Source organism: Methylocystis sp. (assembly GCF_051061225.1).
Lineage (GTDB): Bacteria > Pseudomonadota > Alphaproteobacteria > Rhizobiales > Beijerinckiaceae > Methylocystis.
Genome location: NZ_JBPFEB010000106.1, coordinates 15905 through 42461, shown reverse-complemented (window position 1 = coordinate 42461; position 26557 = coordinate 15905). Strand labels below are relative to the sequence as shown.

Here is a 26557-nt window from a genome sequence, read left to right as displayed (position 1 = left end):
TTCGTGTAGTCTTCCAGATAGCCTTTAGCCTTTTGCTCGACGCCCAGCACTTGGAACTTGCTCGGCACGACTTGGATAAAGGTACGACCGCCGTCGGTGGATTGATCAGCGATTGCCTCGGCGTACAGGTACACAACGTTCGCGCCCCCGTTGGCGTCGTTCAACTCAGGAGCCGAAACGACACGGATACGCGGATACGTCTTCGTCATCCAGTCACGCACCGAAATACCGAAGTCGGAAGTCGTGGACAGGTAATCGACGACGTCGGTCGCCATTGCGAGGGTCAGGTCGACGGTTTCCGGGTCGATCGTATCTTGCGACTGGGTACGCAAGGCTTGAATCATACTGCGAATATCCGCGGTGATTTCGAGGAATGTCGCAGTAGCCCAGCCGCCGGTAGGCAAGTTGCTATACGCTGGGAGGCTCGGATCGTTCAAGAAACCATACGTACGACCGGCGCCGTTGTTGTAACCAAAGAAGCCGATACGGTTACGCTGAATTTCCAGCGCAAGGGCGGCGGCTTCGCGCTTGCTCGCGCCGGAGTCCACGTTCACACGGGCGGCGCGGGCTTCGTCGAGGCGACCGACTTGCATACCTTCTTCGAAGCGTACGACAGTGCGACGCTCGAAGTTGAGATTCCAGCTAGACAGCGGGATATTGGTATAGTCGCCGTACGGTACCGACGTGCCGGTCAGTTCGAGAACAGCCTGTACGACTTCTTCGTCCTCCCAGCTACCAGCCGTTTGCAAGCCGACGAGGTCGTCGATCTTACGGGCGGCGGTGATGATCTTGACGAAACCCGGGAGCCAGTTTTGCAGAAACTGGATTGGAGTCGCGATCGACGCGGTCGTTACGGTCGGCTCGATAGCATCCATACCGGAAGCCATTTTACCGAGCATACGTTCGTCGAGACCGATGCCCAAAAGCGGCAGGTCGCGGAACGTGTTCACGTCGATCTGATTCGCGGCCAATACCAGCGGCTTAACGTCGCGGGGGCCTACACTTGCTAGTACTTTGTTTTCCATTTTGAAAGGTCCTTAGTTAGACGTTAAGCCGATTACGCGGCCAGAGGTTCGCCGGAACGTGGGGAGCCTGCCAGCGTGATAACTGCCAGCCCGGCACCGGACACGGTGAAGCGATCGACGTACGCACCTTTGATCAAGGTACTGTTAGCAGGCGCGGCGGCGCCCGGGGCGGTCGTAGTCAGAACGCCGGTTGCGTCCGTGAAGTACACGAGGTCGCCGATAGCGGCGGCCGCGGGCAAGGTCACGACGATAGAACCCTCGGACAGCAACTCGGCCGGGACGTCGTTCGGCAGGGTCAAGGTTGGAGCCAGCGGACCGCCTGCGGCAGTACCGTAAGAGGCGTGACCTTTGGGGTTGATCAGAATACCGGCGAATACCGCGTCGGCGCCGCCAGCTTCGGCAACACCTTCGGACACGACGGTGAAGGCTCGACCGAACACGTTCAAAGCGGCGTCGGACGAGTCCAGCACGAAAGGTTGCGCGCGGTGAGGACCGTCGTCAAACAGTTCGCCCGGTACGCCGAAACCTTGGTTCAAATCTACAGCGGTTTGGAAAGTCATGATTTAAAGCTCCTGATTTTGTCGACCGGGGATTAACCTGCGACGTGTTTGCGAATGGGACTTGGCTCGGTACTTGCCGCGTCAAGGCCTTTGCCCTTGGGAACGAAACCGCGCTCGCTATGCTTACCAGCGGCCGCGACATACGCCTCAACGACGGCGACCTCGGCACCAGCCGGGGCGGTGATTTCGAACTTGTCCAGCGCGTACTTGGCGACGCCTACGTCGTCGAGTTCGGCATGATCGAAAGCGCCGGTCAGCTTCGAGACAGAACCGTACAGCGCGTCACGCTTAGCCAGCGAGGCGAAAACGTCTTTCGCGTCGAGGGCCTTGCCCTTGGCGGCAAGCGAGGTCTGGATCGTCGCGTTGAGAGCGGTCAGGTTCTTATTGAGCTTGTCGAGCGCATCCATTGCCTTAGTCGGCATTTCGGTATCGAGCGCCGGTTCGGCAGGCTTGTCGGTATCCTCGACAGCGGCGGCAGGTGCCGCGGCCGCGGTAGGATTGCCGAGCTTGCTCAGCGTTTCGACCAGCTTCGCAACTTGCGGGACGATACCCTCAAGCATTTTCGTTGCATCCGCCATAGTCATATCGGCGTCGGCGGTCGCTTCTTTGTTTTCAACTTCGGTATTTTCAGCCATTTTAACTAGCTCCTTTGAGTCAAACGTCATTTTGAAATGGTCCAGTACCGCGACCTCCGGACCCATGCGGCCCTGATTTACGAGGGCTACATGATTACCTCGTATTTTGCGTTGAATGTAGTCGTATGCCTGACCGTTAAAAACGCCCGGGGCATAGTCATACAAACAACGAAAACCGGCGGAGACTTCTTTTTTCCCCGCGTTGATCGCGCGAGCGATCCGGTCCGTGAAAAATTTAACGTTCGCGTAAAGCGTGTCGCCGTCGACGTACACATTCTCGCCGATGACGCCGTCGGCCGGTTTGCCATCGACGTTCGGCAGGTCATATTCTTCGCTCCCCAGCATGTCGGACGGATGATCGTCGACGAATGGGATCAGCTTAAAAGACTCTATCGCCGCGGGGTCGGACAACTCCTCGACGGGGCGATACACGTTGTAAACCTTGTTCGGGTCGGCATTGCCCCCGATCATGCGGCCCGAGTACGGGAATACGCCAGCCTTTGAGATTGGATTATTCTTGATCTCAATAAACCCGTTTATATCCGGTTTCCGTGCCGACATATTTGCCTCGATTATTTCCATTACGCCGGGGTGAAGCGGAGACGGCAAAGCGTCCCGGGTCGCCCATTTCGCGCTAGTATGTTCCGAATTCAATATCGGTGTAAAGCGTTCGCCGCAAATTTTGTACGTAACGAAATTACCATCGTCGGAAATTTGCCGCATTTCGCCCGTCGGATTGTGGCCGACCTCCTCGAACGACTCACGTCTCGCGGCCTGCTCGGGCGTTTCGTGCGCTTCGATTTTGCCGCCGGGGAAAGCCCATGTTCCGCCCTGCTCGGAGTCGGCAGAACGCAAGACGAGCAAAACGCGCCCGTCAGTTTCGTACATGATCCCGGCGGCGTTACTCATTCTCAGACTCTCCCGTTTCAAATTCGATTACCGGCACCATCGTACAACGACAATTGATCGCCTGCCCGGGGATGCCACGCTCGCCGGTACGCTCGTCGATGATCGGCAGGTCGTCAAACGAGTATACGTTGCCGTCCATCTGTATATGAAGTTCGCGCGGTTTCTGCCCGCCGCCAGAGTGTACCCATTTGAACCGCTTGACCCCGATCGCTTGCATACGGGCTTTATTGATGTTGTTGTACGCCTTGCGAGTCTGGTCCAGCGCGATGTTACGCGCCCGGCGTAGCGTAACCCCTTCGTATTCTTCGAGCTTCGGCACGATATCGGCAAGCCCGTTTCCGGTCGTAATGGCGCGCAGTACGTCGCCGGTAATCTGGGTCATAAACTCGGTCGGTATCGACTTGATTAACGATACGTTCTCGGCGACCGTCGCGGTCAGTACCGTACGCAAAGTCTTATTCATGATGTCGGTTTTGAGCGACAGCCCGCCGGACATTTCCTTGAGCGAGATATTGAGCGCGGCCCGGCTGGCTTTCGTGTTGGCGTTTACCATCATTTCGGCGAGCGCCTTCGCCTTGCGTCCGAACAGGGAGTCGAATTTCGCCGTCAGCTTGTTCGTGAGTATGCGGGCTTGACTGGCGACGTTGCCCGCATCCATGGCGGCGGCGCTATCCATCGCCGTAGAGGCTTCGAGCTTACGTATCTCGCGGATTGTCTGGGCGGTCATTTGCTTGACGAGACTCGACAAGGCCTTGACGTAACGATCCATAACGGCGGCGTTATAGTTGAGCGTCTTACCCTCGAACATGTGCCCGCCGCGCTGTTGCGCCCACGCTTCGCGCTTCTTTGTGAGGAGGCTCATAGGGCTTCGTCGTCGGGAGGTAATTCGGGGGCCGGCTCGGCAAGGCCCGTATACCCGGAGTCTGGATCGTTCGTAATGCGCGTACGTTCGTCGACGCTGTCGATCGCGCCCGCCTGCATGAGCGCGACGCCGGTCTCGGCCTTAATCTTGTTGACTTCGGCTAGTTCCTTGGCGGTCAGTGCGTCAAGCGGTTTCCATGAGGGCGACGCGTCGAACTTTTTGCCGAACTTGGGTAACACGTACGAACGATTCATGAGCATGTAATGACGCTCGACGATACGCGTCAGGTCGTGCGTTTGCGCGCTTTCAAGCTCCTCATGATAACTCGCCTCGTCGTACTCGCCGGTTGAGTTGAACCCCTTCGGTACCGTACCCATGAGCTTCGTAACCGGGACGCCAGCCGCCGCCGCGACGAGTTGGTATTGCGTCATGATCGTAGCGTCGAGGTCGGCGAGCGACGTTTCGAACTGCTCAATCGTCTCTTCTTTGCCGGCGACCTTAATCCCGTAGTTACTCCGGAAGTTCGCCCATACGGCCATTTTCTCCTCGAACGCCGCTTGATTGGCGACTGCCTTTTCGACGTCGACGTGTATCACAGTCTCGCGCTTTGTCTGGGCAAGCATCGGCGCTTCGTTAGCGGTACGTTCGGCGGCGTATACGCGCTCGAAAATCTGTTGCGTGACCGACAAGCCGCCGTACAGGTACGTCGGTTTCAGGATGTCAGCAACTTCCGGGCCGCGCAGTATGACCAAGTGCGTACGGTGTATGCGCTGGCCGTTGACGCGCCACCAAGTCGGTTCATAGAAGTGCCGCGAATCGGGGTTACTTGCCGCGTCGCCGTTTAGCTCGGGGGTGATCCAGTAAGGGTCAATCTGGGTAATACCGCGATACGCGCCCGGGCGAACCCCGTCGATATTGAACGGCTTTTCGTAATACTCGGGATCGGGAGAGTCGACGTCGAATTTCACAATTCGGATGCCGTACATGCGCTTGTAGTAAATCGCGTCGTGTAGGTTCTTCGTCAGGTTCATCGCCTTGTCCATGCGTTGCATGTACTCAAGGATTTCGGGCGTCAGTTCGGTACCGTCGACGACGGCAATCTCGTAGCCGTTGCGGATAGCGTCGCGCGCGGGGATAGACAGGCAACGAGCGATCAGCCAGTTTTGAGCAAGGATCGCCATGGTCTGATAGCCGATAAACCCTTGCGACCCAAAGAACGCGAATTGATTGTCGGTAATGGTCAGGTTCGCCATTGAAAACGACCGTAAACGGCCGGTCGTCTTTGCGTCGTCGAGCGCCATTCCGGATTCAGAGTCGACGAAGCTATCGACTTGGATATTGCGATCGATTACGGATTGAATGAGGTCGTTCCGGTCGCCTATCTTGCGGAGAAAATGCGTTGAGAATACGCCGGCGCCCTGAGTCAATGCGTCGACTTCCGGGGCCTGCTCGATCGGCTCCTCGTCGTTGTACGTATCGCGTCCGAGCCGTTTTCTAAACCAATTTAACATAGCGCGCCCCTAATCGAAGTCGAAAAACCCTTTCGCGGGTTTCGTTGTTGGTGCGAAGCGTATCATAATCGAATCGGCAAGGTTTGGCGATTTCGTGCCGCTCGGTTGCTTGTTGATCAGTATTTTGCCGGCCCCGTTCGGCTTGAACGTCGGTTGCGACAACTCCCGTACAGCGTCCGTCAGCTTCGGCATACTGCTCGACAGCGATATCAGTTCGTCGGGATCATACTCGTAATGCTCGCCGCGTTGCAATGCCTGTACGGCGCGATACGTACGCAAGAATCGGACGCGCAAGCTCCACCACGATTGCGCCTTGGCGTTCCCGAAAAAATCCTCGTTCGTTCGTTCCTTGCCGTCAGGATCAATGACGACGCTCGGGATCGGGGCGGTAGGGTCAACGACGGCGCCCGAGCCGCGGAAAGCGTTAACCTCGATTTTACGCGACCGCTTCTCGTTGATGACCCGGGCGTCGCCGCGAACTCCCGAGCCGAGACCGTCGGCGTCATAGTCGAACGAGCCGTACCCCATGTCATCGCATATCTGGAACGCTTTCTCGGTCGTGCCGTAAATGTCGTCGCCCTTGCCGGACCACGCGTCGAGGTATTCGACGACGATACCGTGAGCGCCGCAAAACGCGTTCAAGTCGATACCCTCGTCGGCAACGTCGAGCGCGCCCTTACGGATGCCGGTCGGCTTGATGTCCAGCTTGATATGCGCGTCAATCGCGGCCTGTACCCATTCGCTCGGGATGACGACGCCCTCGACGGACGCGCTGTAATTGATGTCGATTTCCTGCGCGACGACGACCGGCGACAGGTTCTCGACTTGCTTTGCGTACCACGCCTCGTCTTTACGGGGATCGTCGCGCCAATGGAATGTGAATACCGATATGCGCCCGGCGTGACGTTTCTCAGCGAACGGGTTATTCATGCCATTGACAGACGATACGTCGATACGGCAATTCGTCGTTTGAGAAAGGGCCGCTTCGGTTTGCTCGGGCCGCTCCAAGTGCGCGGCTTCGTCAACGAAGTACAGCGACGCCCGGTCGCCCCGGCCGATAGAATCGCCAGCCTCGCCGGCCATGTACGACCCAGTGTCCGGAAAGCTGATTTTCATATACGGCGCGTTGCGCACCTCGTCCCAGCCGCCGCGGAACTCGGGCGGTAAATGGCGGATGAATTGACGGGCTTTCCAGAATAGCGACTTCGGCTTGTCCTTGCCGTCGACGTACTCCTCCTTGCGCGAACCGTACCCGACGACAACGCCCTCGTAAAACAGGCAAAGCGTCGAGCCGAGCGCGACGATCAGCCACGATACGCCCATGTCGCGCGACTTTTCGGCTAGGCCCGGGTCTTGCGATTTCCAGCGATCGACGGTCCAGTTCACGAACTCGCGTTGCTTCGGGAACAGGATGAACGGCATTAGCGTCGGCAACTTGCGCTCGACGTTCCGGGGATCGAAGGTCGTGCCCCAGTCCTCAACAAAGTCGGCAGGATTGTCGCGGTAGTACGTTTTCAGCAAAGGTAAGATTGTTGGAGGTTGCCCGGCGTTACGTTCGGCGGCAATCGCTTCGCGCAATCGCTTTAGGACTCCGATCCGATGATCGAAGACTTTCAGGTAATCCGGGTTCTTAAAGTCGAACGGGTAGGGGTAGGCCATCAGGTACCCGTCAGCAAGTTAGCATACGCCTTGGAGGCTTGTATCGGATCGTTGGTAATCTCTGACAGCTTATGGAGATTGCTCGTCGACCCGGGCGGCGGATTGATGTCGAGGACCTTTTTGTCGAGGCCCAGATACTTCGCCAGAAAGTCGAGGGCGCCGTCCTGATCGCGCATTTTGATTTCGGGACCGTTGGCCGTCATCTTGACGCCCGCGTATAGCAACTTCCCGGCAGGCGATAGGTTCCGGGTATCGTGGATATGGATGTCGGTCAGGCCCCGGCCGAAACACTTAGGGCAGTCATGGGCCGGCGGTTTCGTTCCCCAGAATCCATAGCCGCCGTCGTTGGTCGGTATCGCCCGGGGCGTAAAGTTACGTGAGCCGGCGCGGCGGGCATTGTCGTCAAGTACGGCGGCGACCGCTTCGGCCCATTCCCGAGCGTCGACCCATTGGTAATTATGGTCGATGCCATGACAGTGCCGACAGCACACGAGGCGGCTTTCGACGAGTTCGTTCGGGTCAGCATTGGCGAGCATCATGTAGCGTTTGAGGACCCAAGCCTCGTTGAGCGTCGCCACAAGGGCCGCGTCTTCCGTCCGTTCTTCGATCAGTTTTACGACTTCAGGGTGATTCGCGAGTTCGTATGCGGCCGTATAAATCGAGTTTTGGCTCATGTTTTCAACGTTGTACGTACGGCGATAGGCTTCCGTTTGATCGCCACACTCGAATAGCGTCATTGCGAACCGTGTTTGTTTGGGTGTCATGACCGCGAGTATCGTTCACAGTTGACTGCAACGTCAAGTATCTATCAGTACGGGGTTATCGGGGTACAGTTCGGGGTGGTAAAATTTACTCTTTATATTCAGTTACTTACTTCTTTTTACCCCTAATACCCTTAATAAATACAATATTGACAGTACATAACGTACATAGATATTATATGTCATATCATATATTATGCTCATTTATAGCTAAAAGGGTTTGGCCGATACGGGTTAGAGGTAAACTTAAATATTTCTTTTAACTTTCAGTAGCTTGCCGATACCCCGGGAAACCCCATTTTTCAACGTTATAGGATTATATGATGATTATTATTGATAGAGCGACCGCAAAAGCCTCCGGATTGACGAAATACTTCACCGGAAAGCCATGCCGAAACGGACATATCGCGGAACGATACGTACAGTCCGGAACGTGCCAACAGTGCATTAACGGCGATCGAATGACGACTCGACGATCCGCTCCGAACCTCGAAGGGTTTGCGACGGTATCGCTGACCGTTCATCCCGACGACGTCGAGTCGCTTAAAGGCCTGTTAATGGCCTACCTGTTACCGTACGCCGGCACCGTGTCGATCGGTCACGTCTGGGCAATGGATAAGCCGCGGCACGGCTACGTATACGACGTCAAGTGTCCGATCGACAACGTCAAGGAATTGAGCGACACGGCGCGCGAGCTTTACGCCCGGCGGGTAACGGATGTCGAACAGGTGCGCGACAGGATACTAGGAGGAGTCTTGCAGGAGGTCGACGCGCCTCGGGTGGAGACGGTCGACGATATCAGGGGGTGATATTGAACGCGGCTTGAGCCTGCTCGAAAATGCGTGCCCGGGCAGACTCTGACAGTTCCGCCCAGCTATAGCCGAACGTTTCGGCCAATCCGATTGCGATCCGATTTATATGCACTCGACTAGGCTGATCGGTCGGCACGATCGTAAAGCCGTCCGGCACCAGCACGGACACTTTGCCGGCGTCCGACTCGTCGCTCGGGTCAACGTGAACATGCTCATAATGCATACCCTCCATTGACGGGGCGGTAAAACCGTTGTCAATTACAAAGCGATAGCCTTGCATTGCCTTGTCCCAAAACGAAGAAAGTACGTTGTCGGGTTTTGTTGGCACAGCCTGACGCTCGCGCTGGCGTTGGAGTTCGGCAAGAACGGTCAGGCCTTTTTCTATATTGATCCAGCTTCCGTTGCTATGACGAACAATTAAGCCCCCATGTACTGGATGCGGCTCAAAGCCCGCCGTCTTTGCATCTTCAATCAGTTCTTTGGTAATCATGGGTTAGTCCTTATGCTGGCCTGCCGTATTTACGGATAAAGGCTTGAATGTCCCCGTCTTTCAGGAAGTCGATTGTTACAATGGTGGCGCTAGTCGTCATCACTTACTCCTTATCGTTGCTTGCTGGTTGTCGGGCTGATAGTGCGTACATGGCCAATCTTCAATATCGAACTCTAGGTCTGAGTTGTAATGAGACGCCTCGTAAAATGAACACTTGCACGGCTGACCCTTTATGCCGATAGACCACAGTGCCAAAACAATCAGTTTCCTCATCCTTGGCTCCCGCTATCGGATAGAAGGGCGAGGATTGCTGCATCTACAGCCGCCCTTAATGCGGTCAGCCTGTCAGGATGAATACCCATAGGCGTTCCAGCAGGCGGATTGTCAAAATATTCAGCAAACGGTTTTCCTTTTGGGTCGAGAACTTGAATACACCACTTGCCGCCAGCAACCGTCCTTTCCGCTTTAGCTATGAATGCCAATCGTTCGGCATCTTTAACCAGCGCCTCGCGTTCTGAGGCGTGGCGGGATTGGGCGGCTTCGTAACCTCGGTCAAAGCCAGCATCAAATACACGGCGACGGTCGGTGTTGTCGATTTGAGGGCGATGCTTGAAATATTCATTCTCAGCATGCACGCGCTCGCCTTCTCTGATTGCGTATTCTTTTTCAAACTCTCGGCTGGCATTGCTCATTTTCTAACACCTTTACAAGTAGCGGCATTTGTCCGATCGACAGTTCTGTCGCGTTAGGTTTCGTGCTGTATGCGGTCACGATATCAGCGACCACGAAACAGCACCCGGGATGCTTTTCCGCAAGCCTCGCCGCCTCTTTACGTGCCGCTTCTTCGTTACCGTGAATTACGCGCGGCGGGTTTTGCGGGCTATTGCCCAAACGTACGACGATAAAATTGCTCATGGTATTACCTCCAAAGTATGTAGATTAAAAAAGCTATGACGAATAGCTCAACGGCCAGCATCCACGCATGTTCGTTCATAGCGGTATCCTCTTTATCTCGCATGTATGGGTCCAGCGGTCAATCTGTACGGTACCGCGATTAAGGCATTGGATGAACGCCGTCTCTAGCTTCATGGAATACGCCCGGGCCTTGACGGTTTCGACCTCGCGCCCGAGACGTTCGAGGCGATCCGTAGCGAGCGCATGGGTCGCGCTACCGAATGCGTAAGGGGCGACTATGGCGATCAGCAAGATAACGTCGCCTAGCGTGATCCCGTGGCGTTCCCATGCCATGCGATAGGCAAGCCCGGGGCGTACACCTTGTCGGCGGTAGCGGATGTAATCGAGCAGCTTCATACAATCAGGCTCCAATCGCGTTTAGTCATTTCAAAGCACGCAAGTTGCCACGGGTTTGCGTACCAAAATTCGCTAAAATCGCGGTGACGCATTTCAACGACCGCCATACTCCACGGTTTCCAAACGCCGGCGTAGTTCATACCAGCACCCCCAGTACGAAACTTGCCACCATCAAGCCGACGACCAGCGCGACAGCCATTTGACGATTTTCCGCCCGTAAGCGGCGTTGCATTTCCCGATACGACGGGGTGTCTTTATGATCCACCATTTCGAAAAGCCTCCCAGTTGTCAGCGCCGAACACCTTGCGCCCGATTTGATCCACCCACACGTTTTGCCTCGGCGTACCGAACGAAATGCGACGGGCTACCATGTCGGCCAGAAACTCCGACTCACTAGAGGTCAGGCCCGCTTGATCCGCCTCCATAATCTTAGCGACCCGCGCGCTGAGCGCCGGCCGACCTTTGCCTATCATTGATTTATCTCCTCGTTGGCGCATTCTTCGCAAATCCTGTACGTACCGTGAACCGATGACGAATGCGGGTTATGCAAGCCAGTATCGAAGTATCGACCACCCGGCCGTATCTCGTGGCGGCAACGAAAGCCGTCCTTACGCCAGTCGCAACGGTGAGCGACCCGAGCCGTACGCCATTTTCCGGCGTTGCGTTGTGCATAATATACGGCCCGAGTCGTCACGATCAGTCGGTCCTACCAACAATCGAGCGCGCTTGCTTGACTAGGTTCGCAAGCATCCCGGCGCCGATTTCCCCGGCGTCCGGATTCAAGCCGGCAACACGAGCGACAAGCTCGAACATTTCAGGCGATAGCTTTGCGGCAAACTCGACGGCTTTCTCGTTGCTGAGTACCAGACTGCCGCGCATTTCGCGCGACGTCGAGCCGTAATGTTGAACGATGTCGACCGATAGTTCCTTGCCGTCGTTTACGGTTCGGCAAGTAGCCCTGAGAAATTGAGATTTCCAGCTACACCCGATCCACCCTTTCGTTAAAACTTCGAAACCTTCGGCGCCGTAGCTCGATTTGTATTTGGTTGCTCTCATGATCTAAACTCCCGTTTACGTTGACGACGTAACCATATTACTCTTATTGACGGACTCGTCAATATGTTTTTCGTATTCCGTACGAATTTTTATTGCAGTCTCGTCCGGTACCGCCCCGGCGCGCCATGCGGCCTTAAACGATAGCTCCATGTCACATTGACGGGGCGCGTAGTAATACCATTTGTTGTCATGCTTACGCATATACCGGATCGGCGCCGACGCCCCGATACACTCGATCCGGCGTCCGGTAACGTCGTACAGGTGATACCCGGCCGCATATGGGTTACGCGTAAAGAACGCGACGTACTTGCCGTCGACGTGTACCTCGAATTGCGTCGGGTACGGACGCTTGATCTTAACTAGCATTATGTGCCACCCTCCGCTTTGGCGATGGCCGTGCGGGCGATAGCTAATGGAAAAATCGTGTCGTCAATTGGATAATTTTTTCTAAAATGCTCAAGGACGGGCAACGTCAACTTCAACGCCGCAAGCAACTCGTCACGCTGAGCGTTAAGCTGATGAAAATTCAAGGCGCTAGGAGTGATCAGCTTTCCGACTTGTTCAAGCATGTCGGTTGAAATTCCCTCGCACGCATTCACGCAAGCCGCGATACGGTGCGCGTCGGCTTCTTTTGTGGGGTAATCCTCGTCCGACATAATCTCAATCGTCCGCGTCCGGTTATGGTACGGATGCCCCTCGTATGTATTTGCCGCGACAAATACCTCCCCGTGTACTTCCAGCACTTGCCACGGTTCCGGCGTATGTTTGTTTGACATTTCCCTATCTCCTGTAATGCCCGGCCGAAGCCGGGCGGTTTTGGTTAACGTACTCGCAATTCGGCGACAAGGTCCAGACGGTTAGCGATCCGGGGCGTCGCGGCTTCAAGTGCGGCCAACTCTTTTTCGTTACTTTTGACGTCGTAGCCTTGGGCGGAATAACGAGCAATTCGAGCTTTTGCGGCTTCGATTTCGTAAACAAGAAACGCGGCGGCAAGTTCGAGACCTACCTTTTCGATATCCAGACCGTCTGCGAGGTAAAGATGATCGCGGTAAGGAGCGTTGTTAACTTGGTCAACGTAAAAACGGTCTTCGACAAATTCGTCGGTATTGTCTTGCGTTGCGGTGCCTTGCTTTTTGCCCCATGACTGAATCGTAAGGCGCTCCCAGAGCCATACGCCATTGTCATTCCAGCGGCGGAACCGGATAACTTTGTCGCCTTTCTTGAATTGAGTCGTTGTCATGTCAGTAGCTCCTATGTAATTACGTTGTCGATAGGTTCATCATACTCTTATTGACGAAGCCGTCAACAACTTTATTCATTTATTTTTCTTATGGAACGACTTCCCACGCTGAATAAACGCAACGTGTCGGACGACATCCGGCCGCGACGGTATCGTGAAACACCCCGTCGACGACCGCAACGTAATGGCCTGCAAACTGCACGATCCAGCGGCCCGAGGGGTAAGCCTCGGCAAACCGTCGCGCGTTCATCCGTGGCTGACCCTTGACGGCCTGAAACACATGTCGACCAGCGATCCGCGGTACCGAGTCGAATAGGGCGCGTATATGAGCGTGCACCATGCCGCGGCCGGATTGCCGCCCGTGACTTGCCGCCATGTCGTACGCCACGTCGTAAGGTATCTCGACGGCCAGCGCGAGCGCGCGTACGACGCAATCGTTTATCTGTTTGGGACGCTTCGACAGCTTGCGCCCGGCGTCGCTGTATTTGAATTCCATGATCAGGCCTCCGATGCGGCTTGACGTGCCGCCTTAATGGTTTCGTCGCTGGCGTACCCGGAGAGACGTTCGGTCTCCCCGGTAAGTAACCAATGCCCGGCGGCAACGTCGTCGCCACCGAACTCAATCACACATTGACGCCCCTCATAGCCGCGCCAATTGCCCCACTTGTTTCGATGTATGCGGCGCTTCATGATCAGCAAGCCTTAACGATTGGCGCCATACTGTACGAACCGAACGGCTTGACGTACTCGACGCCTTGGTGCGTACCGATCCGCAACGTCTTTGCGCCGGCTTGCCCCTTGATAAAGACCAGAACAGTCTTGGCGGTACGACGCACGATCTTAATGCTGAAAATGCAATCGTGATCGCCGACGCTTCGGGTTTCGTATGTCTTGCCGGTTTCGAATTTGCTCATGATGTGCCCCTATGTAATTACGTTGTCGATAGGTTCATCATACTCTTATTGACGAAGCCGTCAATAACTTTATTCATTTATTTTTCTTATCGTACAACAAGTTATGATTTAAAATATAATATTGACGAACCCGTCAATAAGGGGTATAATGGGTTTGTCAATGGGAAATTGACACTTTAAAAACTAGGAGATTTTAATATGAGTAAAAGTACGCACCACTTCTTTGCGTCAAATCCGTACGGCTGGCAAACGGACGAAAGCGTCGTCAAGCTGGCTACTAAAATGAAGAACGACGGGACGGGCAGTTACAATCTGTATTACGTCCCGTTGCCTCCCGAGGCGCCGTACAGAATCGACGAGTACCGGCCGCAAGTTGACGGGATCATTTTCCTCGGCAAGTACGACCCCAAAGGGAACCGCATTTACCCTATGTAATCAAAAAAAAGCCCGACGCTCGGGGAGGATGCGTCGGGCACAAGGGAGGAGATTTTAAACGCCGATTTGCTGAGCGGTACAGTATGCGCGAGCGACTTCGGCAGGTCCCACTATACTAGCTAATTCTGATCCGCGCTTGACAAATAAGCGAGGCTTGCCGCCGTCGGGCAATACGGCGTTATTGACACGTCCGCCGACAAGCTGAGGATGATAGTCGTATCCGATATTCGTCAGGAGGTCGCGCCGTTTATTCGGAGGGATCGCCCGAGAGGCGTTCACACGGTCTAGCAGTTTGTCGACGGCCATGCTGGAAACCCAGCCGCCGCGGAACCCTACCTCCTCGCGTTCGATCGCTTCGAGTATTTCCTGCTCCACGCGACCCAGCCCTAACGCTAAAGCCTCCTCGGTCGTCGACGTGACCGGCGCGCGCTGGCATTTGGTCGCCGGGTTATATTCGTCTGGGATCGCGTACGTATGCAAAAACTCGTTCACGTATTCATACCCGCCAGCCCGGAGCCAGTCGTACAGCTTGATAAAGTAATCGCCCGACATGCCGTCGCGATCAAGGTCCTCGGGTTCCTGCTGGGCCGTGTAGAAGTGCGCGAACCGGCGATCCTTGCGAGTCTTCCTTACCGCACCCTTATGGTTCGAATTAAGGATGAAATTGGCGCATACGTTGAGCGTCGCCTTGTCCTTGTTCTTACCTTCGATTTCAAGCCGGTCATTCGTGATCATCGGCTTGAGTTCTTCGATAACGTCTTGCTGAGACTCGGCGACGAATATGTCCTCGACGCCGATAAACAGCTTACCGTATATCCAGTCGTTGAATTGGCTTGCGATCTGCGAGGCTTTCGGAAAGTGTACGTATCGGTCGCCAATCGCGAAGCCGACGCACCGCGAAAATAATGTTTTGCCGTTACCCTCGACGCCTTGCAGTAGCGGCGCCCATTGGAACTTAACCCCTTTGTACTGTACGCACGCGGCCATATAGGACAGGATGATCGCTTGATCGCGCTCGTCTGGCAGTACCTTACGCAAATGCGACATGAAGGGTGCCACGTCGCCGGCTTGACGTTTGGTCACTATAGGCCAGTAGATATTCGCCTCGATACGCCCGCCGTTGTTTACCAGCATGGCCGGTTCCAAGTCTGGGCGGAAACACGTCGTATCGGAACGCGGCGCGCGGAACGCTTGCGACTCGGTGAAACACTCCCACGCGTTACGGACGACGCGTTCGTTTGCCGGGTCCATAGGGAACGAAAAGCCGCCGTAACGTACGCGAAATTGGTCTGGCTTCAACAAGGTACCGCCGGGCACTAGGATCGCATGACGATCCGTCACGTATACGCACCCCCGGAACAGGGTCAACTGTTGGTCGATGCTCAAATACGTCGCCCCCGTGACCGCTTGCGGTGTCGCCGTGACGTTGCCGGTCTCGTATTCGATAGTGAGCGACTGGGAGGGCTTGTCGCGTAACACGTCAATTTGACGCGATACGGCTTTCGATATCGTCCGGGGTAGATAGTCTTCACGCTCCCATTTTTCGCGATTTAACGCGCTTTGCCGCATGATCCGGAGTATGCGTTCGCAATCCTTGCCGGTCCAGAATGCCAAATGCTGAGCGAGCGCCGCGTCGGCGAGGGACGCGTCGTACCCGCGAGCCGGGTCCGGGTATGAAGCGGAGAGCGCCGCGATGTCGGCGTACCAAAGGTCGGCAAAGCTCGCGCGATTGCCGAACACACTAGCCGACGACTTGGATTTAAGCGCGCGCTCAATCAACGCCCCGTCATCTGTAGGGCCTGACCATTCCGGATCAGGGCCGTCGGTCCAGCCGATACCGTTATCAAGGTCGGCCGTCATAGGAAAATAATGCTGTACCAGCCAAGGCAACAGGTAATCGAAATTCTTGCCGCTATCGCCTTGCGCGTTAATCCCGGTCAGGGCGACAAAGCGGTCGGTGTGGTAGAACTCCAAACCGTACGGCGTATTCCGACAGCCATGCGGGGGCGGCGATCCGGTACCGATGATATGCAGGCCCCGGCCCGATTGTGAAACCTCGACGTATGCCCCGGGGAACGCTTCGAGCAAGTGCAACGCAAGCGCCGACCATTGCCCCGAGGATTCGAGCGCATTGTCTATGTCGACGAAAAAGAACGGGTCAGAGTCGGCAAAACTAAAGCCGATACCGTGATTGACCCCCAGCCTAGTTGCGGCCGCGACCGCCGTATCGAGGTCGGTCCAGATTGACGCGGCCCCGCTTCCCTTTTCCGGCATGGCGCCGGTCGCATGATTGATCGGAAATTTATCGGTTTTGCCCGGCTTCGTTTGCGACGGCACGAGCTTGTATACGATAAATTGCCGATAGTTGGCTAGGGCGCCTAGCACCCGCTTTAAGTCCTGCATTTTCCCCGAACCCCCGATAGTGACTTATTTTGCGGCTAGACTGGCTAAAGCGGCGTTTCGCAATTCGTCGGGGGCTTTCAAGGCTTCGGGATGTTTGAGGGCCAACGCTTGAGCAATCACGGGGAGGATTTTCCGCTCGATTGCCGCGCGCACGACGGCGCGTTTAAGCTGGGTCATTGTGCTGAAATAATGGGTCACGAGACCGTTTGCGACGCCCGCCTTTTTAGCGATGTCGTCTCGACGGATTTGCTCAAGGCCAAGACTTTCCGCCATATCTAGCGCAATGTCTAGCAACTCGCCGCGTCGTACGTCCGGCCCTAGTCGTTTACTTTTTGTCATGTCTTCATATCCTCGGTTAACTGCGTTTGTATAGTATTCGTTAATTGACGCGGCGGTCAAGTATTATTCGTAAGCCTCATTTAGACCGCATTCCTCCGAGCATCCGTCGCCGTAATCGGCGTCAGTGTCGGGAGGTAAATTTTTTACGTCTAAAAGGGAAAACTCGCGCAAAAGAATGAGCGTTGATTTTTTCTCTCGAAAAAATACCCGGGGCGGTCCGTTTTCGACTTTAGTTTTACCGTGTAACGCTTCCATTTCCTGAGTAAAATTAAACGCGCTCGGATCGTCTCGCATGACTTTCATTAGAGTCACATGCGATTTTTTAAAGCACGATCGGCAATTTCCTAAATGTTTAGGCAAATTTAATTTAAACGGTTGATCTTGCCAAAAATCGTTGACATCTATTTTGTCGCTAGGAAAAATATCCAAAAGCGGATAAATTAAATGAAATTTAGCGGCGTCTTTGCGACGTCTATGTTCTTCGTCTAACCTTATCCCGATTGCAGTTTCGTATGATCCGCTTTCCCAGCCAATAGAGCGCGCATAAGAACGAGCAACGTTCAATTTTAGTTCGCGATTACAATGAGGGTATTTGATATTTGGGATTCCGTATTTTTGAATCATTTGCCTATATGGTTGCCAATCTCGGCTAGAAGACTCAAAATTTACAATTTTGTGCGTACAGCCGGTAAGGCTGTCTAAATGAGTAACGGCTTCTAGCCAAACAATAGGCCAGCCCCAAAACGTATTTAATTTTTGCACAAAATGCAAAGTTTCTTCATGTTCGCCGCCGGTATTGCAAAAAACAAAAACCATTTCGTAAACGTCAGAATATTCGGACAACAAGCGGTAGGCCATGTACGCCGAAGTGCGTCCCCCTGAGACGGTTATCAAAAGCCTTTTTTTCATAACGTGCCCTCTCCGGTTGCAAAACGTGCGTCGCCACCTAGCGACGTGATTAGATTGATCCAGTTGAGTTGCGCGACCTCGCGATCGGTACCGGAATACCGCCAGCCCGCCGCCTTAATTTCCCGACTGACAAATATGCCGACCGTGTGACCGACCATTTGAGGCGTAATCGCGAGAGGCCGTATCCCGATCAAGTCGCCCGATTTAAGTTTCGCGTTGACTTGCGAGGAGTCGTTTGCGAGTCCCCATCGAATAAACGATCCGTCTTCTAGCGTCGCGGCGCCGACGTTGTTACGCCACAAATAAACGCCCTTGGTCGACGCTTCGAGCCTGACAAGGTTTTGTACGGCACCCTCGGACGCGCCCGGCTGGCTCGTGACTTTGTAGGGGTCGGCAACGCCGAGGAGAGTTTCAAGTTCGTGTATCGCGGCGTACGGTATGGCGTGCCGAATCGCCCATTGCATAAGCGTCATTTGGGGACAACTTCGAAACTGTCGTCGCCGTACAAACATGTCCAAACGTCCGACATCGACCCGTCTTTTTTGATACGTTTGCCGTAATACCAAAGAGCCGGGTTTGGCGAAAGTGCCAAGTGAACGTTAACGCCGACAATTTCATATTGAATGTCGCGCCGCGTTACGCGCGTTCCGTTCGGATAGGTCCTTGCTCGCTCGCCAATGTCGGCAATAATGCGACAGCGTTCGGCCTGTAACTCTACAATTTGGCTTTCAATAGCGCGTAAGGCGTGTTGTAGCCCTTCAAGTTTTGACATTATCAAATCTCCTAGTTATGGTCGGACAATCATACAGTCGCATTGACGACGCCGTCAATAGCTAATTTGCCGCGTATCGACAATTCAAGCTCCTCGGCCTCTCGGGCGCCCAGCGTTTGCGCGGTCGCGACGTCGGTCCCGAACATGAAAAAGAATCGCTTGTACTGCTCGCGCTGGCTATAGCCGAGCGTGTCTTGATAGCCCGCCCATAAGGCAATCGCCTGACGTAGCGTCGCTTGCGCGGCTTTCCTGCGCTCGTGATTGTTGAATATGGCGATCTGCGCCGGGCTACCGCGCTCAAAATGTCGCGGTATTAGCGGGGCGCCGTCGACGCGCTCGATCTCTCCGCGAAGGGCGCGCAATACGTCCGGGTCGAGTTCCACGAGGTCGCCGTCGACTTGGTCCGGGGTCGACCTTGCCGCCGGTACCGGACGATCGCCACAAAACGGACAGCATACCGCCGCCCGGGTATAAACCCGGAAACACTCAGGGTTTAGGCAAGTCCGGATCGGTATCGCGTCCGAGCGTTTTTTGCCGCGACGACCTTCGCCACGGTTCAAGGTCCATTCGCGATAGGCGTCTGGTAGCCCGTGCCGTACGACGTTCGATACATGGTCGATGATCAGTGCGTACGGCTTGCCCGATTGCTTGATGAATTCCCGGCGTTGCTCGTCTGTATAGGTATCCCATGCGCCCGACAAGACGTCCGATATCATGAGGCGCAATGACCGACCGAATTGCTGGCAGAATAGCGAAAAGGACTCGGTCGGCCGCGCCATTGATACGACTTCGATTGCGGGCAAGTCGAACCCTTCGCCGAACAAATCGACGTTGACTAGCTGTAATATCTCGCGCGCTTTAAATCGCCGCAAGATTGCCGCCCGAGCATGATCGGGCGTCTTTGCGCTGACGACCTCGGCAGGTACGCCAGCGTCCCGAAAGGCCTTGGCTATCTTTGTGGCCTCCTCGACGTCGACGGCAAACGTAACGCCCAGCCCGAGCCGCCCGAGTTCACGCAAGCATATCTCTTTGTAATGACTGACGACGTCGCCCACGATCGACCCGGACTCGTGGATCGCGTTACGCAACTGCACTTGGTTAAAGTCGCCGGTCGCGTCCGAGATATCGACATGAGACAAGTCAACGTCGCACGGCGGCGCGTAAATCTTGTAATCGGTCAGGAACCCCATGTCGATAAGTTGCCGCATAGTAGGACCGACGACCAACGCGTCGACCAGCCCGTCAGCGTGACGACCGAGGCCTTTCCGATCTGCGCGTTTCGGCGTTGCGGTCGGGAACAGGCCTTTTGCGTTCGGGAACATGGCGGCGGCTTTGCCCCATTTGTTTGCGGCTAGTACGTGATGCCCTTCATCCTGTACGGCGAGGGTCACTTGCTGAAACCATTGATCCCGAGGATCAAGGTTCAATAACGTATCGACGCCAGCGACAGCGACCGGGCTGTATTGGTGCGTGTAATCCCGGCCGACTTCCGCCATGTGCATTTGTACGATATTGCGAAGTAGAGACTTACCGCCGATGACGCGATGCCGGACGCCGTTGCGCGCGAGAGCTAGGGATATCTGGCTCGTAAGTTCCTGACGGTGAGCGATCGCCACGGACGGCCCCACGTTCTCGGCGATGATGTTCCCGAACAGTACCGTCTTACCTCCGCCGGTCGGCAGTACAGGCATGACGTTACGGGCGCCCGATTGCCATGCGGCATATATGGCGTTGCGTAACTGGCTTTGAAACGAGCGGAGAGGGGTCACACGGAACCCTCTTCGCTAATTTTAAGCGCCATTACGTCGACAACTTGATACCACGCTTTCGAAGCGTTCGGGCCGTATTTATTGAAAAAGGCGGCGATTGCTTCCTCGTGCGTAGCGTGCGCGCTTTGAAAGTCATACCAGCCGCCGAGCGTGTCCCCGTAAGGATTCGAGAACAATAAAAAGCGATTTTGAATTGGCACGGCCATTCGAATATCTCCAATAAATAGTTGTTGACGTGTTCGTCAATATATTTTAATCTGCGCTGGCAGTCAACTAAATCACCAAGGAGATTTTTAAATGATTACCTTATCTATCGACGAAAAAGACGTGCATGTATTGCGTGTCTCGGCGTCGTATTTGCTGGCGCTTGCTGGCGACATCTCGACGTCGATTGTAGGTTCCGACGGGCGCCCTCTTCTCACTGACGCCGACGCGCTAGCCGACCTTAACGGGACAGCACGACCGGACTGGCCGACCAACACTCCTCCTCCAGAACCCGCAACTTTCAATGCGGCGGAACACGTCGAAGCCGAGGCGCTGGCGGGTTATCACACTGGCGGCCCGTTCCCGGGTCAAGGTCAGCCGACGCCTCCCGATCCGGCCGCGGTATTCGGGGGCGGCCAAATCCCCCCGCCGCAGGGGGCGTCTGCCCCCTCTATTGCGGGTGTCGAAGCGTCAACGATTGCCCCCGAGGATACGACGGCGATTACTTCAATCCCGACGCCTCCGTCCGTCCCCGCTCCGCCTGTAGCGACGCCCGAGAGCGCGGCGGTCCCTGTTGTTCCCCAAACCCCGGCCCCTGCGCCCGGCGTTGAGTTGGATAAAAACGGCTTACCTTGGGACAATCGTATCCATAGCCGCGAGAAGACCAAAACTAAGGACGGCGCTTGGAAATACAAACGCGGCGTCGCTGACAATGTGATCGCTGACGTAGAACAGGAATTGCGCGCAGTAATGGCGGTCCCGGCGGTACCGGCCCCGCCCCCTTTACCGCCTGCGACGCCTGCCTCCGCCCCGTTAGAAGCGACTGGCAGTACGGCCGCCACGCCTCCGGGTTCTACTGTGACACCTGCGTCCCCTTCTAATACGTTCGCGGAACTCATGCAACGCGTAACGCAAGCGGTCGCGGCCGGTAAGCTGAGCGAGTCCCAGACGTTGCAAGCGTGTACCGCCGCGGGCCTTCCGGGCATTCCGGCACTAATGCAACGGCCCGACCTCATTCCGACCGTATCGGCCACGATTGAAAAGGCTATCGCCGAGGCGGGCGGTCTATGAGTACGCACGCACCTTTAGCGCCGTCATCGGCGGCGCGTCGCGTACAGTGCCCCGGGTCGCGCGCGCTTGAGGAAATGTATCCCGAGGATCAGGAGTCGCAAGCGGCAAAGGACGGCACCGCGGCACACTGGGCGGTCGCCGAAATGCTGGCCGGGCGTACGATTGATACCGGCCAGATTGCACCGAACGGCGTCATGCTTACCGACGAAATGGTCGAAGGTGCCGAGTTGATGACCGCCGACGTACGGGCGACCGACGCCGAGTTCGTCGGCTATACGTTGCACGTTGAGGAGACGTTGTCGATTGCGACGATTAACCCGCTATGCTGGGGGACGCCCGATACTTGGCGGTTCAAGCCGTATAAGCTGATTATCTGGGACTACAAGTTCGGTCATCGTCGCGTCGACGTCTTTGAAAACTGGCAAGTTATCGAGTACGCCGCCGGCGCGCTTGAGGCTGTCGGGATCAATGGTGTAAGCGATCATCGTACGCAAGTCGAGTTCCGGATCGTACAGCCGCGTTGTTATTCCGGCGGGCCTCCGATTACGACATGGTCTTGTATGGCGTCCGAGCTTCGCGGCTATTTCAACGCGCTCAGACTGTCCGAGGCAAAGTCGCTCGAAGCGGACGCGCCTTGCATCGTCGGCCCGGAGTGTCGGGATTGTCGCGCTCGTCACGCTTGCCGCTCAGCGCAATCGGCGGCGTATGCGTCTATGGATGTGGCGTATAGCAATGTGCCCTTCGATTTGCCGCCGGACGCTCTCGGCGCCGAGTTGCGGTACGTTGATCGCGCGATCGCCATGCTTGAGGCGCGACGCACCGGACTTGCTGAACAAACGCTTTCGCTACTGAAACGCGGTGTCGCGGTGCCGTTCTATCGCGCTGAGCCGTCACAGGGTCGCGAACGCTGGGCGAAGCCTGACGAGGAGATTAAGGCGCTCGGGCGAATGCTCGGCGTGCCTATCGTTAAGGAAAAACCCATCACGCCGAAACAGGCGATCGACGCCGGGGTCCCGGTTGACATCGTCAAGTCTTACGCCGAGATTCCGATCGGCGAAACGAAGTTGAAAGCCGACGACGGTACGCAAGCGCGCAAAGTGTTTTCAAACAGTTGACGACATCGTCAATTAGTATTAACCTGCAATTTCGCATTACTAACTTAGGAGATTTTATATCATGGGTAAACGTATTGATTTTACGACGCCGGTCGGTCGTATGGTTTACGGATCGTTGTACGAGCCGCAAACGACTGATTACGACGGCAAGCCGCTCGTCGTCAAAAGCGGCCCTAATGCCGGTCAAGCTCGGGTCGACTACTCGTTTGGCGTTGCGATCCCGAAAACGCCGGGCGTACAACACTGGGCGAATGAAGCGTGGGGTGCGCCTATCTGGGCACTAGGTCACGAAGCCTTTGCCGCGGGCGAAGCTCAACGTCACGACTTCGCATGGAAAATCGTTGACGGCGACAGCCAAATCCCCGGCAAGGGACGCAACGGTCAGCCCGGCCGCAAGCCTTGCGATATCGAAGGGTATCCCGGGCACTGGGTCGTACGCTTTTCGGGCGGCTACGCGCCGAAGGTTTTCAACGCTGACGGCTCGCAACAGATTCTCGAAAAGGACGCGGTCAAGCCCGGTTATTACGTACAAGTCTTCGCCAGCGTGACCGACAACAAGCCGAGCGCGTCGCCGGGCCTGTACTTCAATCATACGTACGTCGCGTTCTCGGGCTACGGTCCCGAGATTGTCAGCGGGCCACCGGTTGAGGCGGCGGGGTTCGGCAAGGGCGTTGCGTTGCCCCCGGGCGCGTCGACGACTCCGATCGCGAGCTTTACCCCTCCGGCCGTACCGGGCGCCCCCGTGCCGGGTATGCCTCCGATCCCGGGCGCTCCTGCGCCTGCGCCAGCACCGCCCGCCGCAACACCTGTACCGGGTATGCCTCCGATCCCGGGCGCTCCTGCACCTGCGCCAGCACCGGCGGCGATCCCCGTCGTACCGAACCCGGCAATCTTGACGCCGCCGACCAAAGTCATGACGGCAAAGGCGAACGGCGCCACGTATGAGGCAATGGTCGCGGCCGGCTGGACCGACGCGCTGTTGATTCAAGAGGGCTATTTGGTACCGTAACCATTACCCCGCCCGCAAGGGCGGGCCTTACCTCGCATACTCCGAGTTTGTTAGCTGGGCGGGGGTATGCGAGGTAAGGCCCGTTTAAAGGTTATCACATGATCCCAGCACCGCCGCAACGCACGCGCCGCCCGGTCGCGTTTTACGATACTGAATGTTATCGAAACTTTTGGTTACTTGCATTCAAAACCGACGCCGGTATCGTCGTACGGTTTCCCCTGTATGCCGGGCAGAGTTTCGATATCGAGACGCGGAAGCGCATACTCAACATATTCGACCTCTTTACGGTCGTGAGTTTCAACGGCAACAATTACGACGTTCCGATGATAACGGCCGCGCTTCAAGGGTACGACCCGGCGCAACTTAAAATCATCAACGATCGGATTATCGTCGAGGGCGTGAAACCGTGGGAGCTTAACCTTCCAGAATGGAAACCCTCGGACCATATTGACGTAATGGAAGTCGCGCCCGGTATCGGCAGTCAAAAGCAATACGCCGGACGTATCCACTGTAAGAAAATGCAAGACCTCCCCTACGATCCCGGGTCAGAACTCGACATCACGCAAATCGCGGCAATCGTGAATTATTGCGAAAACGACCTCGACGTACTGCAATCGCTTTATACGGCGTTACTGCCACAAATACAGCAACGCGAGGCACTGGGTAAACGCTACGGGCTTGACTTACGCAGTAAGGCCGACGCGCAACTCGCCGAGGCCGTACTAAAGCATCGTTGCGAACAGGCCCTCGGACGGCGCATATACAAGCCGGACGTCGACTGGAACCTCCGCTTTAACTATCAAGTGCCCGAATACATTGCGTTCGCGACGCCCCCATTGCAACGCGCGCTTGATATCGTACGGGCCGCGACGTTCCGGCTGGGCGGTAACGGCGCCGTCGTCATGCCGCCCGAGCTTGAGGGCCTGCAAATCACGATCGGGCTGAGTACGTATAGCATCGGGATCGGCGGCTTACACTCGCAGGAGAAAAAGGCGGTCCACGTCTCGGACGACCAGTTCGTATTGCGTGACAACGACGTCGCCAGTTATTACCCCTCTTTGATGCTCAACTCGGGCGCATGGCCTCCGGCTATGGGGAAAACGTTCCTTACCGAATACGCGGCCATTAAAGAGGAGCGACTAGCCGCAAAGGCCTTGCAAAGCAAACTCAAAAAGGCCGGCGACACGACAAGCCCGGCGTACGTCGAGGCGATGGTCGGCAACGAGGGCGGCAAGATCATGATTAACGGCACGTTCGGTAAGACCGGTTCGCCGTATTCCGTATTGTTCGCTCCTGAAATGATGATTCAGACGACGATAACGGGTCAGCTATCCTTGCTCATGTTGATTGAATGGCATGAATATTACGGCATAAACGTGATATCGGCCAACACGGACGGGATCGTCGTCAAGTGTCCCCGCGATCAAGTCGCACTGTCCGAGCATTTGGTCACGGAATGGCAAAAGCGAACTGGTCTCGAAATGGAAACCGTCGAGTACCGCGCGATATACAGCCGCGACGTCAACAATTATATAGCCGTCAAATCCGACGGCGAGGTCAAGCGCAAGGGAGAGTACGCCAAGGCCGGGCTGATAGAGAAGAAAAATCCCGACGTCGAAATATGCGCCGACGCCGTCGCTGAGTTCCTGTCTAAAGGCACGTTGATCGCGACCACGATTCGCGAATGCCGGGACATCCGGAAGTTTGTCACGATCCAGAAAGTCAACGGCGGGGGCGTTAAAATGTGGGGGCACGGCCCGTTAAAAGACGCCCTCGTACGCGACATCGTGCCCATATTGGAGGCGAACGGATGGTATAAGGACGGTCGCAAATGGCGTAAGGGTACCGTCATTACCGACGCTCGCGCCGCGTACGTGTCATGCTTTGAGCCGCAACGGCCGGAGTATCTGGGCAAGGTCGTCAGATGGTATTACGGCACGAACTCGCCGGGGCCTATCGTGTATGCCAGCAACGGCAATACGGTCAGCTTGAGTTACGGTGCCCGGCCTTGTATGGAATTACCCGACGAGTTCCCGAACGACATAGATTACGATTGGTATATCCGCAAGGCCGACGACATGTTGCGCGACGTCGGTTATTACGATTTACGATAATGGCTAGTAAACGACGCCTCCGCCGCAACGCCTGTCAAGGCAAGATACGCCACGCTTCGATGAACGACGCGTACGCGCACCGTCAATCAATGAGCAAATCGCCGAACGCTACCAAAGAGAAAATCAACGTTTATAAATGCAAGTTTTGTAAGGGCTGGCATATCGGTCGGTCGAACTCGATATAAAAAATAAATGAATAAAGTTATTGACGGCTTCGTCAATAAAGAATAAAGTCTCTCCATCGACAACGTAATCAGGAGACACGAACATGGCAACGAAAAAACCTAAATGGGCACGCAAGCTAAATAAGCGCGACTTGCAACATATCGCCGACGCCGGTCCCACCGGACGCCCTGCGCTTTGGATTCTCAAAGAAAACGCTAACAATCCGCTTTGCGTCGAATGCCGTTGCATCGCGATCAAAGCCGGCGTTTCGAACAAATAGCTAGGAGATACGAACATGTATTACGCATACTCAGCAATTCGGCAAGGTTGGTTATACAGCGCAACGCTCGGCGATCGTCAAGGCTGGATGTTTGCAGTTAACCCCGCGCACGCTTACGGTTTCCACGATATCGAAGAATTGCGCGCCGTCGCTACCGCTCAAGGTTTGGCTGCGTGCCAATACGACATTTATCGCATGGATCGGGCTTAATCGTGAACACCTTCGGC

The 26557-nt window shown here is 55.7% G+C and carries 32 protein-coding genes; 8 read left to right on the top strand and 24 right to left on the bottom strand.

The genetic code is table 11. From position 1 onward, the window contains the following. The 7 genes from ACR652_RS18695 to ACR652_RS18665 all read right to left on the bottom strand — a co-directional run. Positions 1–1025 (bottom strand): major capsid family protein (locus ACR652_RS18695; protein ID WP_434507984.1); only part of this gene is annotated, 1025 nt, incomplete at its 3' end. Positions 1026–1057: 32 nt separating this feature from the next. Continuing rightward, complete coding sequence (locus ACR652_RS18690; protein ID WP_434507983.1) at positions 1058–1585, bottom strand: structural cement protein Gp24; 528 nt, start codon at positions 1583–1585, stop codon at positions 1058–1060. Between the two features lie 32 nt (positions 1586–1617). Next, positions 1618–3129, bottom strand: coding sequence for a DUF2213 domain-containing protein (locus ACR652_RS18685; protein WP_434507982.1), 1512 nt, complete (start codon positions 3127–3129; stop codon positions 1618–1620). Then, a complete protein-coding gene (locus ACR652_RS18680; RefSeq protein ID WP_434507981.1) occupies positions 3122–3991 on the bottom strand; it encodes a phage head morphogenesis protein in 870 nt (289 codons plus the stop codon). The genes ACR652_RS18685 and ACR652_RS18680 overlap by 8 nt, the downstream gene beginning before the upstream one ends. Further along, positions 3988–5502 (bottom strand): phage portal protein, encoded by a 1515-nt coding sequence (locus ACR652_RS18675; RefSeq protein WP_434507980.1) that lies wholly within the window; start codon positions 5500–5502, stop codon positions 3988–3990. The genes ACR652_RS18680 and ACR652_RS18675 overlap by 4 nt, the downstream gene beginning before the upstream one ends. Before the next feature lie 9 nt (positions 5503–5511). After that, positions 5512–7161 (bottom strand): hypothetical protein, encoded by a 1650-nt coding sequence (locus ACR652_RS18670; RefSeq protein WP_434507979.1) that lies wholly within the window; start codon positions 7159–7161, stop codon positions 5512–5514. Further along, the gene (locus ACR652_RS18665) at positions 7161–7925 is read right to left on the bottom strand and encodes a terminase small subunit (protein WP_434507978.1); all 765 of its coding nucleotides are present in this window, start codon (positions 7923–7925) and stop codon (positions 7161–7163) included. The genes ACR652_RS18670 and ACR652_RS18665 overlap by 1 nt, the downstream gene beginning before the upstream one ends. Before the next feature lie 458 nt (positions 7926–8383). Here ACR652_RS18665 and ACR652_RS18660 point away from each other — a divergent pair, with 458 nt between their 5' ends. Beyond that, positions 8384–8731: a hypothetical protein gene (locus tag ACR652_RS18660; protein ID WP_434507977.1), complete on the top strand. Its 348-nt coding sequence runs from the start codon at positions 8384–8386 to the stop codon at positions 8729–8731. On the opposite strand, the gene ACR652_RS18655 is transcribed toward ACR652_RS18660, so the two are convergent. The 10 genes from ACR652_RS18655 to ACR652_RS18610 all read right to left on the bottom strand — a co-directional run bounded on the left by ACR652_RS18655 (position 8721) and on the right by ACR652_RS18610 (position 13745). Continuing rightward, a complete protein-coding gene (locus tag ACR652_RS18655) occupies positions 8721–9224 on the bottom strand; it encodes a hypothetical protein (protein WP_434507976.1) in 504 nt (167 codons plus the stop codon). The two genes, ACR652_RS18660 and ACR652_RS18655, sit on opposite strands and share 11 nt — an antisense overlap. Positions 9225–9493: 269 nt before the next feature. Further along, the gene (locus ACR652_RS18650) at positions 9494–9916 is read right to left on the bottom strand and encodes a hypothetical protein (protein ID WP_434507975.1); all 423 of its coding nucleotides are present in this window, start codon (positions 9914–9916) and stop codon (positions 9494–9496) included. After that, entirely contained in the window at positions 9891–10139 is a 249-nt protein-coding gene (locus ACR652_RS18645) for a hypothetical protein (RefSeq protein ID WP_434507974.1), read from the bottom strand. Before ACR652_RS18645 ends, ACR652_RS18650 begins: the two co-directional genes overlap by 26 nt. Before the next feature lie 75 nt (positions 10140–10214). After that, positions 10215–10535, bottom strand: a complete 321-nt coding sequence (locus ACR652_RS18640; RefSeq protein WP_434507973.1) for a hypothetical protein — start codon at positions 10533–10535, stop codon at positions 10215–10217. 136 nt (positions 10536–10671) lie between these two features. Continuing rightward, positions 10672–10803, bottom strand: coding sequence for a hypothetical protein (locus ACR652_RS18635; RefSeq protein WP_434507972.1), 132 nt, complete (start codon positions 10801–10803; stop codon positions 10672–10674). Positions 10804–11231: 428 nt separating this feature from the next. Next, positions 11232–11591 carry a hypothetical protein gene (locus ACR652_RS18630; RefSeq protein ID WP_434507971.1) on the bottom strand — a complete coding sequence of 120 codons (360 nt, stop codon included), beginning with the start codon at positions 11589–11591 and terminating at the stop codon, positions 11232–11234. Positions 11592–11956: 365 nt separating this feature from the next. Continuing rightward, positions 11957–12367, bottom strand: a complete 411-nt coding sequence (locus tag ACR652_RS18625) for a hypothetical protein (protein ID WP_434507970.1) — start codon at positions 12365–12367, stop codon at positions 11957–11959. Positions 12368–12411: 44 nt separating this feature from the next. Then, positions 12412–12831, bottom strand: a complete 420-nt coding sequence (locus ACR652_RS18620; RefSeq protein WP_434507969.1) for a hypothetical protein — start codon at positions 12829–12831, stop codon at positions 12412–12414. An 88-nt stretch (positions 12832–12919) separates the two neighbouring features. Then, positions 12920–13327: a hypothetical protein gene (locus tag ACR652_RS18615; protein ID WP_434507968.1), complete on the bottom strand. Its 408-nt coding sequence runs from the start codon at positions 13325–13327 to the stop codon at positions 12920–12922. A 196-nt stretch (positions 13328–13523) separates the two neighbouring features. After that, positions 13524–13745, bottom strand: a complete 222-nt coding sequence (locus tag ACR652_RS18610) for a hypothetical protein (protein ID WP_434507967.1) — start codon at positions 13743–13745, stop codon at positions 13524–13526. Between the two features lie 198 nt (positions 13746–13943). Between ACR652_RS18610 and ACR652_RS18605 the strand changes: the two genes are divergently transcribed. Continuing rightward, the gene (locus ACR652_RS18605; RefSeq protein ID WP_434507966.1) at positions 13944–14180 is read left to right on the top strand and encodes a hypothetical protein; all 237 of its coding nucleotides are present in this window, start codon (positions 13944–13946) and stop codon (positions 14178–14180) included. Between the two features lie 54 nt (positions 14181–14234). On the opposite strand, the gene ACR652_RS18600 is transcribed toward ACR652_RS18605, so the two are convergent. The 7 genes from ACR652_RS18600 to ACR652_RS18570 all read right to left on the bottom strand — a co-directional run bounded on the left by ACR652_RS18600 (position 14235) and on the right by ACR652_RS18570 (position 20578). Beyond that, positions 14235–16583 carry a phage NrS-1 polymerase family protein gene (locus tag ACR652_RS18600; protein ID WP_434507965.1) on the bottom strand — a complete coding sequence of 783 codons (2349 nt, stop codon included), beginning with the start codon at positions 16581–16583 and terminating at the stop codon, positions 14235–14237. A gap of 24 nt (positions 16584–16607) precedes the next feature. After that, a complete protein-coding gene (locus ACR652_RS18595; RefSeq protein WP_434507964.1) occupies positions 16608–16922 on the bottom strand; it encodes a TetR/AcrR family transcriptional regulator in 315 nt (104 codons plus the stop codon). 63 nt (positions 16923–16985) lie between these two features. Then, positions 16986–17831, bottom strand: a complete 846-nt coding sequence (locus ACR652_RS18590) for a hypothetical protein (protein ID WP_434507963.1) — start codon at positions 17829–17831, stop codon at positions 16986–16988. Then, on the bottom strand, positions 17828–18304 hold the full coding sequence (locus ACR652_RS18585; protein ID WP_434507962.1) for a hypothetical protein: 477 nt from the start codon (positions 18302–18304) through the stop codon (positions 17828–17830). The genes ACR652_RS18590 and ACR652_RS18585 overlap by 4 nt, the downstream gene beginning before the upstream one ends. Further along, on the bottom strand, positions 18301–18603 hold the full coding sequence (locus ACR652_RS18580) for a hypothetical protein (RefSeq protein ID WP_434507961.1): 303 nt from the start codon (positions 18601–18603) through the stop codon (positions 18301–18303). The genes ACR652_RS18585 and ACR652_RS18580 overlap by 4 nt, the downstream gene beginning before the upstream one ends. A gap of 29 nt (positions 18604–18632) precedes the next feature. Beyond that, positions 18633–20372, bottom strand: a complete 1740-nt coding sequence (locus ACR652_RS18575) for a DEAD/DEAH box helicase (protein WP_434507960.1) — start codon at positions 20370–20372, stop codon at positions 18633–18635. Continuing rightward, entirely contained in the window at positions 20369–20578 is a 210-nt protein-coding gene (locus tag ACR652_RS18570; RefSeq protein ID WP_434507959.1) for a hypothetical protein, read from the bottom strand. The genes ACR652_RS18575 and ACR652_RS18570 overlap by 4 nt, the downstream gene beginning before the upstream one ends. Before the next feature lie 91 nt (positions 20579–20669). On the opposite strand from ACR652_RS18570, the gene ACR652_RS18565 reads away from it, so the two are divergent. The 6 genes from ACR652_RS18565 to ACR652_RS18540 all read left to right on the top strand — a co-directional run bounded on the left by ACR652_RS18565 (position 20670) and on the right by ACR652_RS18540 (position 26540). Then, positions 20670–21647: a hypothetical protein gene (locus tag ACR652_RS18565; RefSeq protein ID WP_434507958.1), complete on the top strand. Its 978-nt coding sequence runs from the start codon at positions 20670–20672 to the stop codon at positions 21645–21647. Next, complete coding sequence (locus tag ACR652_RS18560) at positions 21644–22762, top strand: DUF2800 domain-containing protein (RefSeq protein ID WP_434507957.1); 1119 nt, start codon at positions 21644–21646, stop codon at positions 22760–22762. The genes ACR652_RS18565 and ACR652_RS18560 overlap by 4 nt, the downstream gene beginning before the upstream one ends. A 61-nt stretch (positions 22763–22823) precedes the next feature. Next, positions 22824–23771, top strand: coding sequence for a hypothetical protein (locus ACR652_RS18555; protein WP_434507956.1), 948 nt, complete (start codon positions 22824–22826; stop codon positions 23769–23771). 98 nt (positions 23772–23869) lie between these two features. Then, a complete protein-coding gene (locus tag ACR652_RS18550) occupies positions 23870–25885 on the top strand; it encodes a hypothetical protein (protein WP_434507955.1) in 2016 nt (671 codons plus the stop codon). A 268-nt stretch (positions 25886–26153) separates the two neighbouring features. Beyond that, entirely contained in the window at positions 26154–26330 is a 177-nt protein-coding gene (locus ACR652_RS18545; RefSeq protein WP_434507954.1) for a hypothetical protein, read from the top strand. 15 nt (positions 26331–26345) lie between these two features. Beyond that, positions 26346–26540: a hypothetical protein gene (locus ACR652_RS18540; RefSeq protein WP_434507953.1), complete on the top strand. Its 195-nt coding sequence runs from the start codon at positions 26346–26348 to the stop codon at positions 26538–26540. Positions 26541–26557 lie beyond the last annotated feature (17 nt).

What these genes read in the sequence shown, in the direction of transcription:
- ACR652_RS18600 (WP_434507965.1), bottom strand. Translation starts at nt 16,583, where the DNA reads ATGCAGGACTTAAAGCGGGTGCTAGGCGCCCTAGCCAACTATCGGCAA.
- ACR652_RS18610 (WP_434507967.1), bottom strand. Translation starts at nt 13,745, where the DNA reads ATGAGCAAATTCGAAACCGGCAAGACATACGAAACCCGAAGCGTCGGC.
- ACR652_RS18685 (WP_434507982.1), bottom strand. Translation starts at nt 3,129, where the DNA reads ATGAGTAACGCCGCCGGGATCATGTACGAAACTGACGGGCGCGTTTTG.
- ACR652_RS18570 (WP_434507959.1), bottom strand. Translation starts at nt 20,578, where the DNA reads ATGGCCGTGCCAATTCAAAATCGCTTTTTATTGTTCTCGAATCCTTAC.
- ACR652_RS18670 (WP_434507979.1), bottom strand. Translation starts at nt 7,161, where the DNA reads ATGGCCTACCCCTACCCGTTCGACTTTAAGAACCCGGATTACCTGAAA.
- ACR652_RS18665 (WP_434507978.1), bottom strand. Translation starts at nt 7,925, where the DNA reads ATGACACCCAAACAAACACGGTTCGCAATGACGCTATTCGAGTGTGGC.
- ACR652_RS18690 (WP_434507983.1), bottom strand. Translation starts at nt 1,585, where the DNA reads ATGACTTTCCAAACCGCTGTAGATTTGAACCAAGGTTTCGGCGTACCG.
- ACR652_RS18615 (WP_434507968.1), bottom strand. Translation starts at nt 13,327, where the DNA reads ATGGAATTCAAATACAGCGACGCCGGGCGCAAGCTGTCGAAGCGTCCC.
- ACR652_RS18540 (WP_434507953.1), top strand. Translation starts at nt 26,346, where the DNA reads ATGTATTACGCATACTCAGCAATTCGGCAAGGTTGGTTATACAGCGCA.
- ACR652_RS18680 (WP_434507981.1), bottom strand. Translation starts at nt 3,991, where the DNA reads ATGAGCCTCCTCACAAAGAAGCGCGAAGCGTGGGCGCAACAGCGCGGC.
- ACR652_RS18640 (WP_434507973.1), bottom strand. Translation starts at nt 10,535, where the DNA reads ATGAAGCTGCTCGATTACATCCGCTACCGCCGACAAGGTGTACGCCCC.
- ACR652_RS18605 (WP_434507966.1), top strand. Translation starts at nt 13,944, where the DNA reads ATGAGTAAAAGTACGCACCACTTCTTTGCGTCAAATCCGTACGGCTGG.
- ACR652_RS18620 (WP_434507969.1), bottom strand. Translation starts at nt 12,831, where the DNA reads ATGACAACGACTCAATTCAAGAAAGGCGACAAAGTTATCCGGTTCCGC.
- ACR652_RS18635 (WP_434507972.1), bottom strand. Translation starts at nt 10,803, where the DNA reads ATGGTGGATCATAAAGACACCCCGTCGTATCGGGAAATGCAACGCCGC.
- ACR652_RS18590 (WP_434507963.1), bottom strand. Translation starts at nt 17,831, where the DNA reads ATGAAAAAAAGGCTTTTGATAACCGTCTCAGGGGGACGCACTTCGGCG.
- ACR652_RS18560 (WP_434507957.1), top strand. Translation starts at nt 21,644, where the DNA reads ATGAGTACGCACGCACCTTTAGCGCCGTCATCGGCGGCGCGTCGCGTA.
- ACR652_RS18655 (WP_434507976.1), bottom strand. Translation starts at nt 9,224, where the DNA reads ATGATTACCAAAGAACTGATTGAAGATGCAAAGACGGCGGGCTTTGAG.
- ACR652_RS18545 (WP_434507954.1), top strand. Translation starts at nt 26,154, where the DNA reads ATGGCAACGAAAAAACCTAAATGGGCACGCAAGCTAAATAAGCGCGAC.
- ACR652_RS18675 (WP_434507980.1), bottom strand. Translation starts at nt 5,502, where the DNA reads ATGTTAAATTGGTTTAGAAAACGGCTCGGACGCGATACGTACAACGAC.
- ACR652_RS18595 (WP_434507964.1), bottom strand. Translation starts at nt 16,922, where the DNA reads ATGACAAAAAGTAAACGACTAGGGCCGGACGTACGACGCGGCGAGTTG.
- ACR652_RS18625 (WP_434507970.1), bottom strand. Translation starts at nt 12,367, where the DNA reads ATGTCAAACAAACATACGCCGGAACCGTGGCAAGTGCTGGAAGTACAC.
- ACR652_RS18565 (WP_434507958.1), top strand. Translation starts at nt 20,670, where the DNA reads ATGATTACCTTATCTATCGACGAAAAAGACGTGCATGTATTGCGTGTC.
- ACR652_RS18585 (WP_434507962.1), bottom strand. Translation starts at nt 18,304, where the DNA reads ATGACGCTTATGCAATGGGCGATTCGGCACGCCATACCGTACGCCGCG.
- ACR652_RS18630 (WP_434507971.1), bottom strand. Translation starts at nt 11,591, where the DNA reads ATGAGAGCAACCAAATACAAATCGAGCTACGGCGCCGAAGGTTTCGAA.
- ACR652_RS18660 (WP_434507977.1), top strand. Translation starts at nt 8,384, where the DNA reads ATGACGACTCGACGATCCGCTCCGAACCTCGAAGGGTTTGCGACGGTA.
- ACR652_RS18580 (WP_434507961.1), bottom strand. Translation starts at nt 18,603, where the DNA reads ATGTCAAAACTTGAAGGGCTACAACACGCCTTACGCGCTATTGAAAGC.
- ACR652_RS18645 (WP_434507974.1), bottom strand. Translation starts at nt 10,139, where the DNA reads ATGAGCAATTTTATCGTCGTACGTTTGGGCAATAGCCCGCAAAACCCG.
- ACR652_RS18650 (WP_434507975.1), bottom strand. Translation starts at nt 9,916, where the DNA reads ATGAGCAATGCCAGCCGAGAGTTTGAAAAAGAATACGCAATCAGAGAA.
- ACR652_RS18550 (WP_434507955.1), top strand. Translation starts at nt 23,870, where the DNA reads ATGATCCCAGCACCGCCGCAACGCACGCGCCGCCCGGTCGCGTTTTAC.
- ACR652_RS18555 (WP_434507956.1), top strand. Translation starts at nt 22,824, where the DNA reads ATGGGTAAACGTATTGATTTTACGACGCCGGTCGGTCGTATGGTTTAC.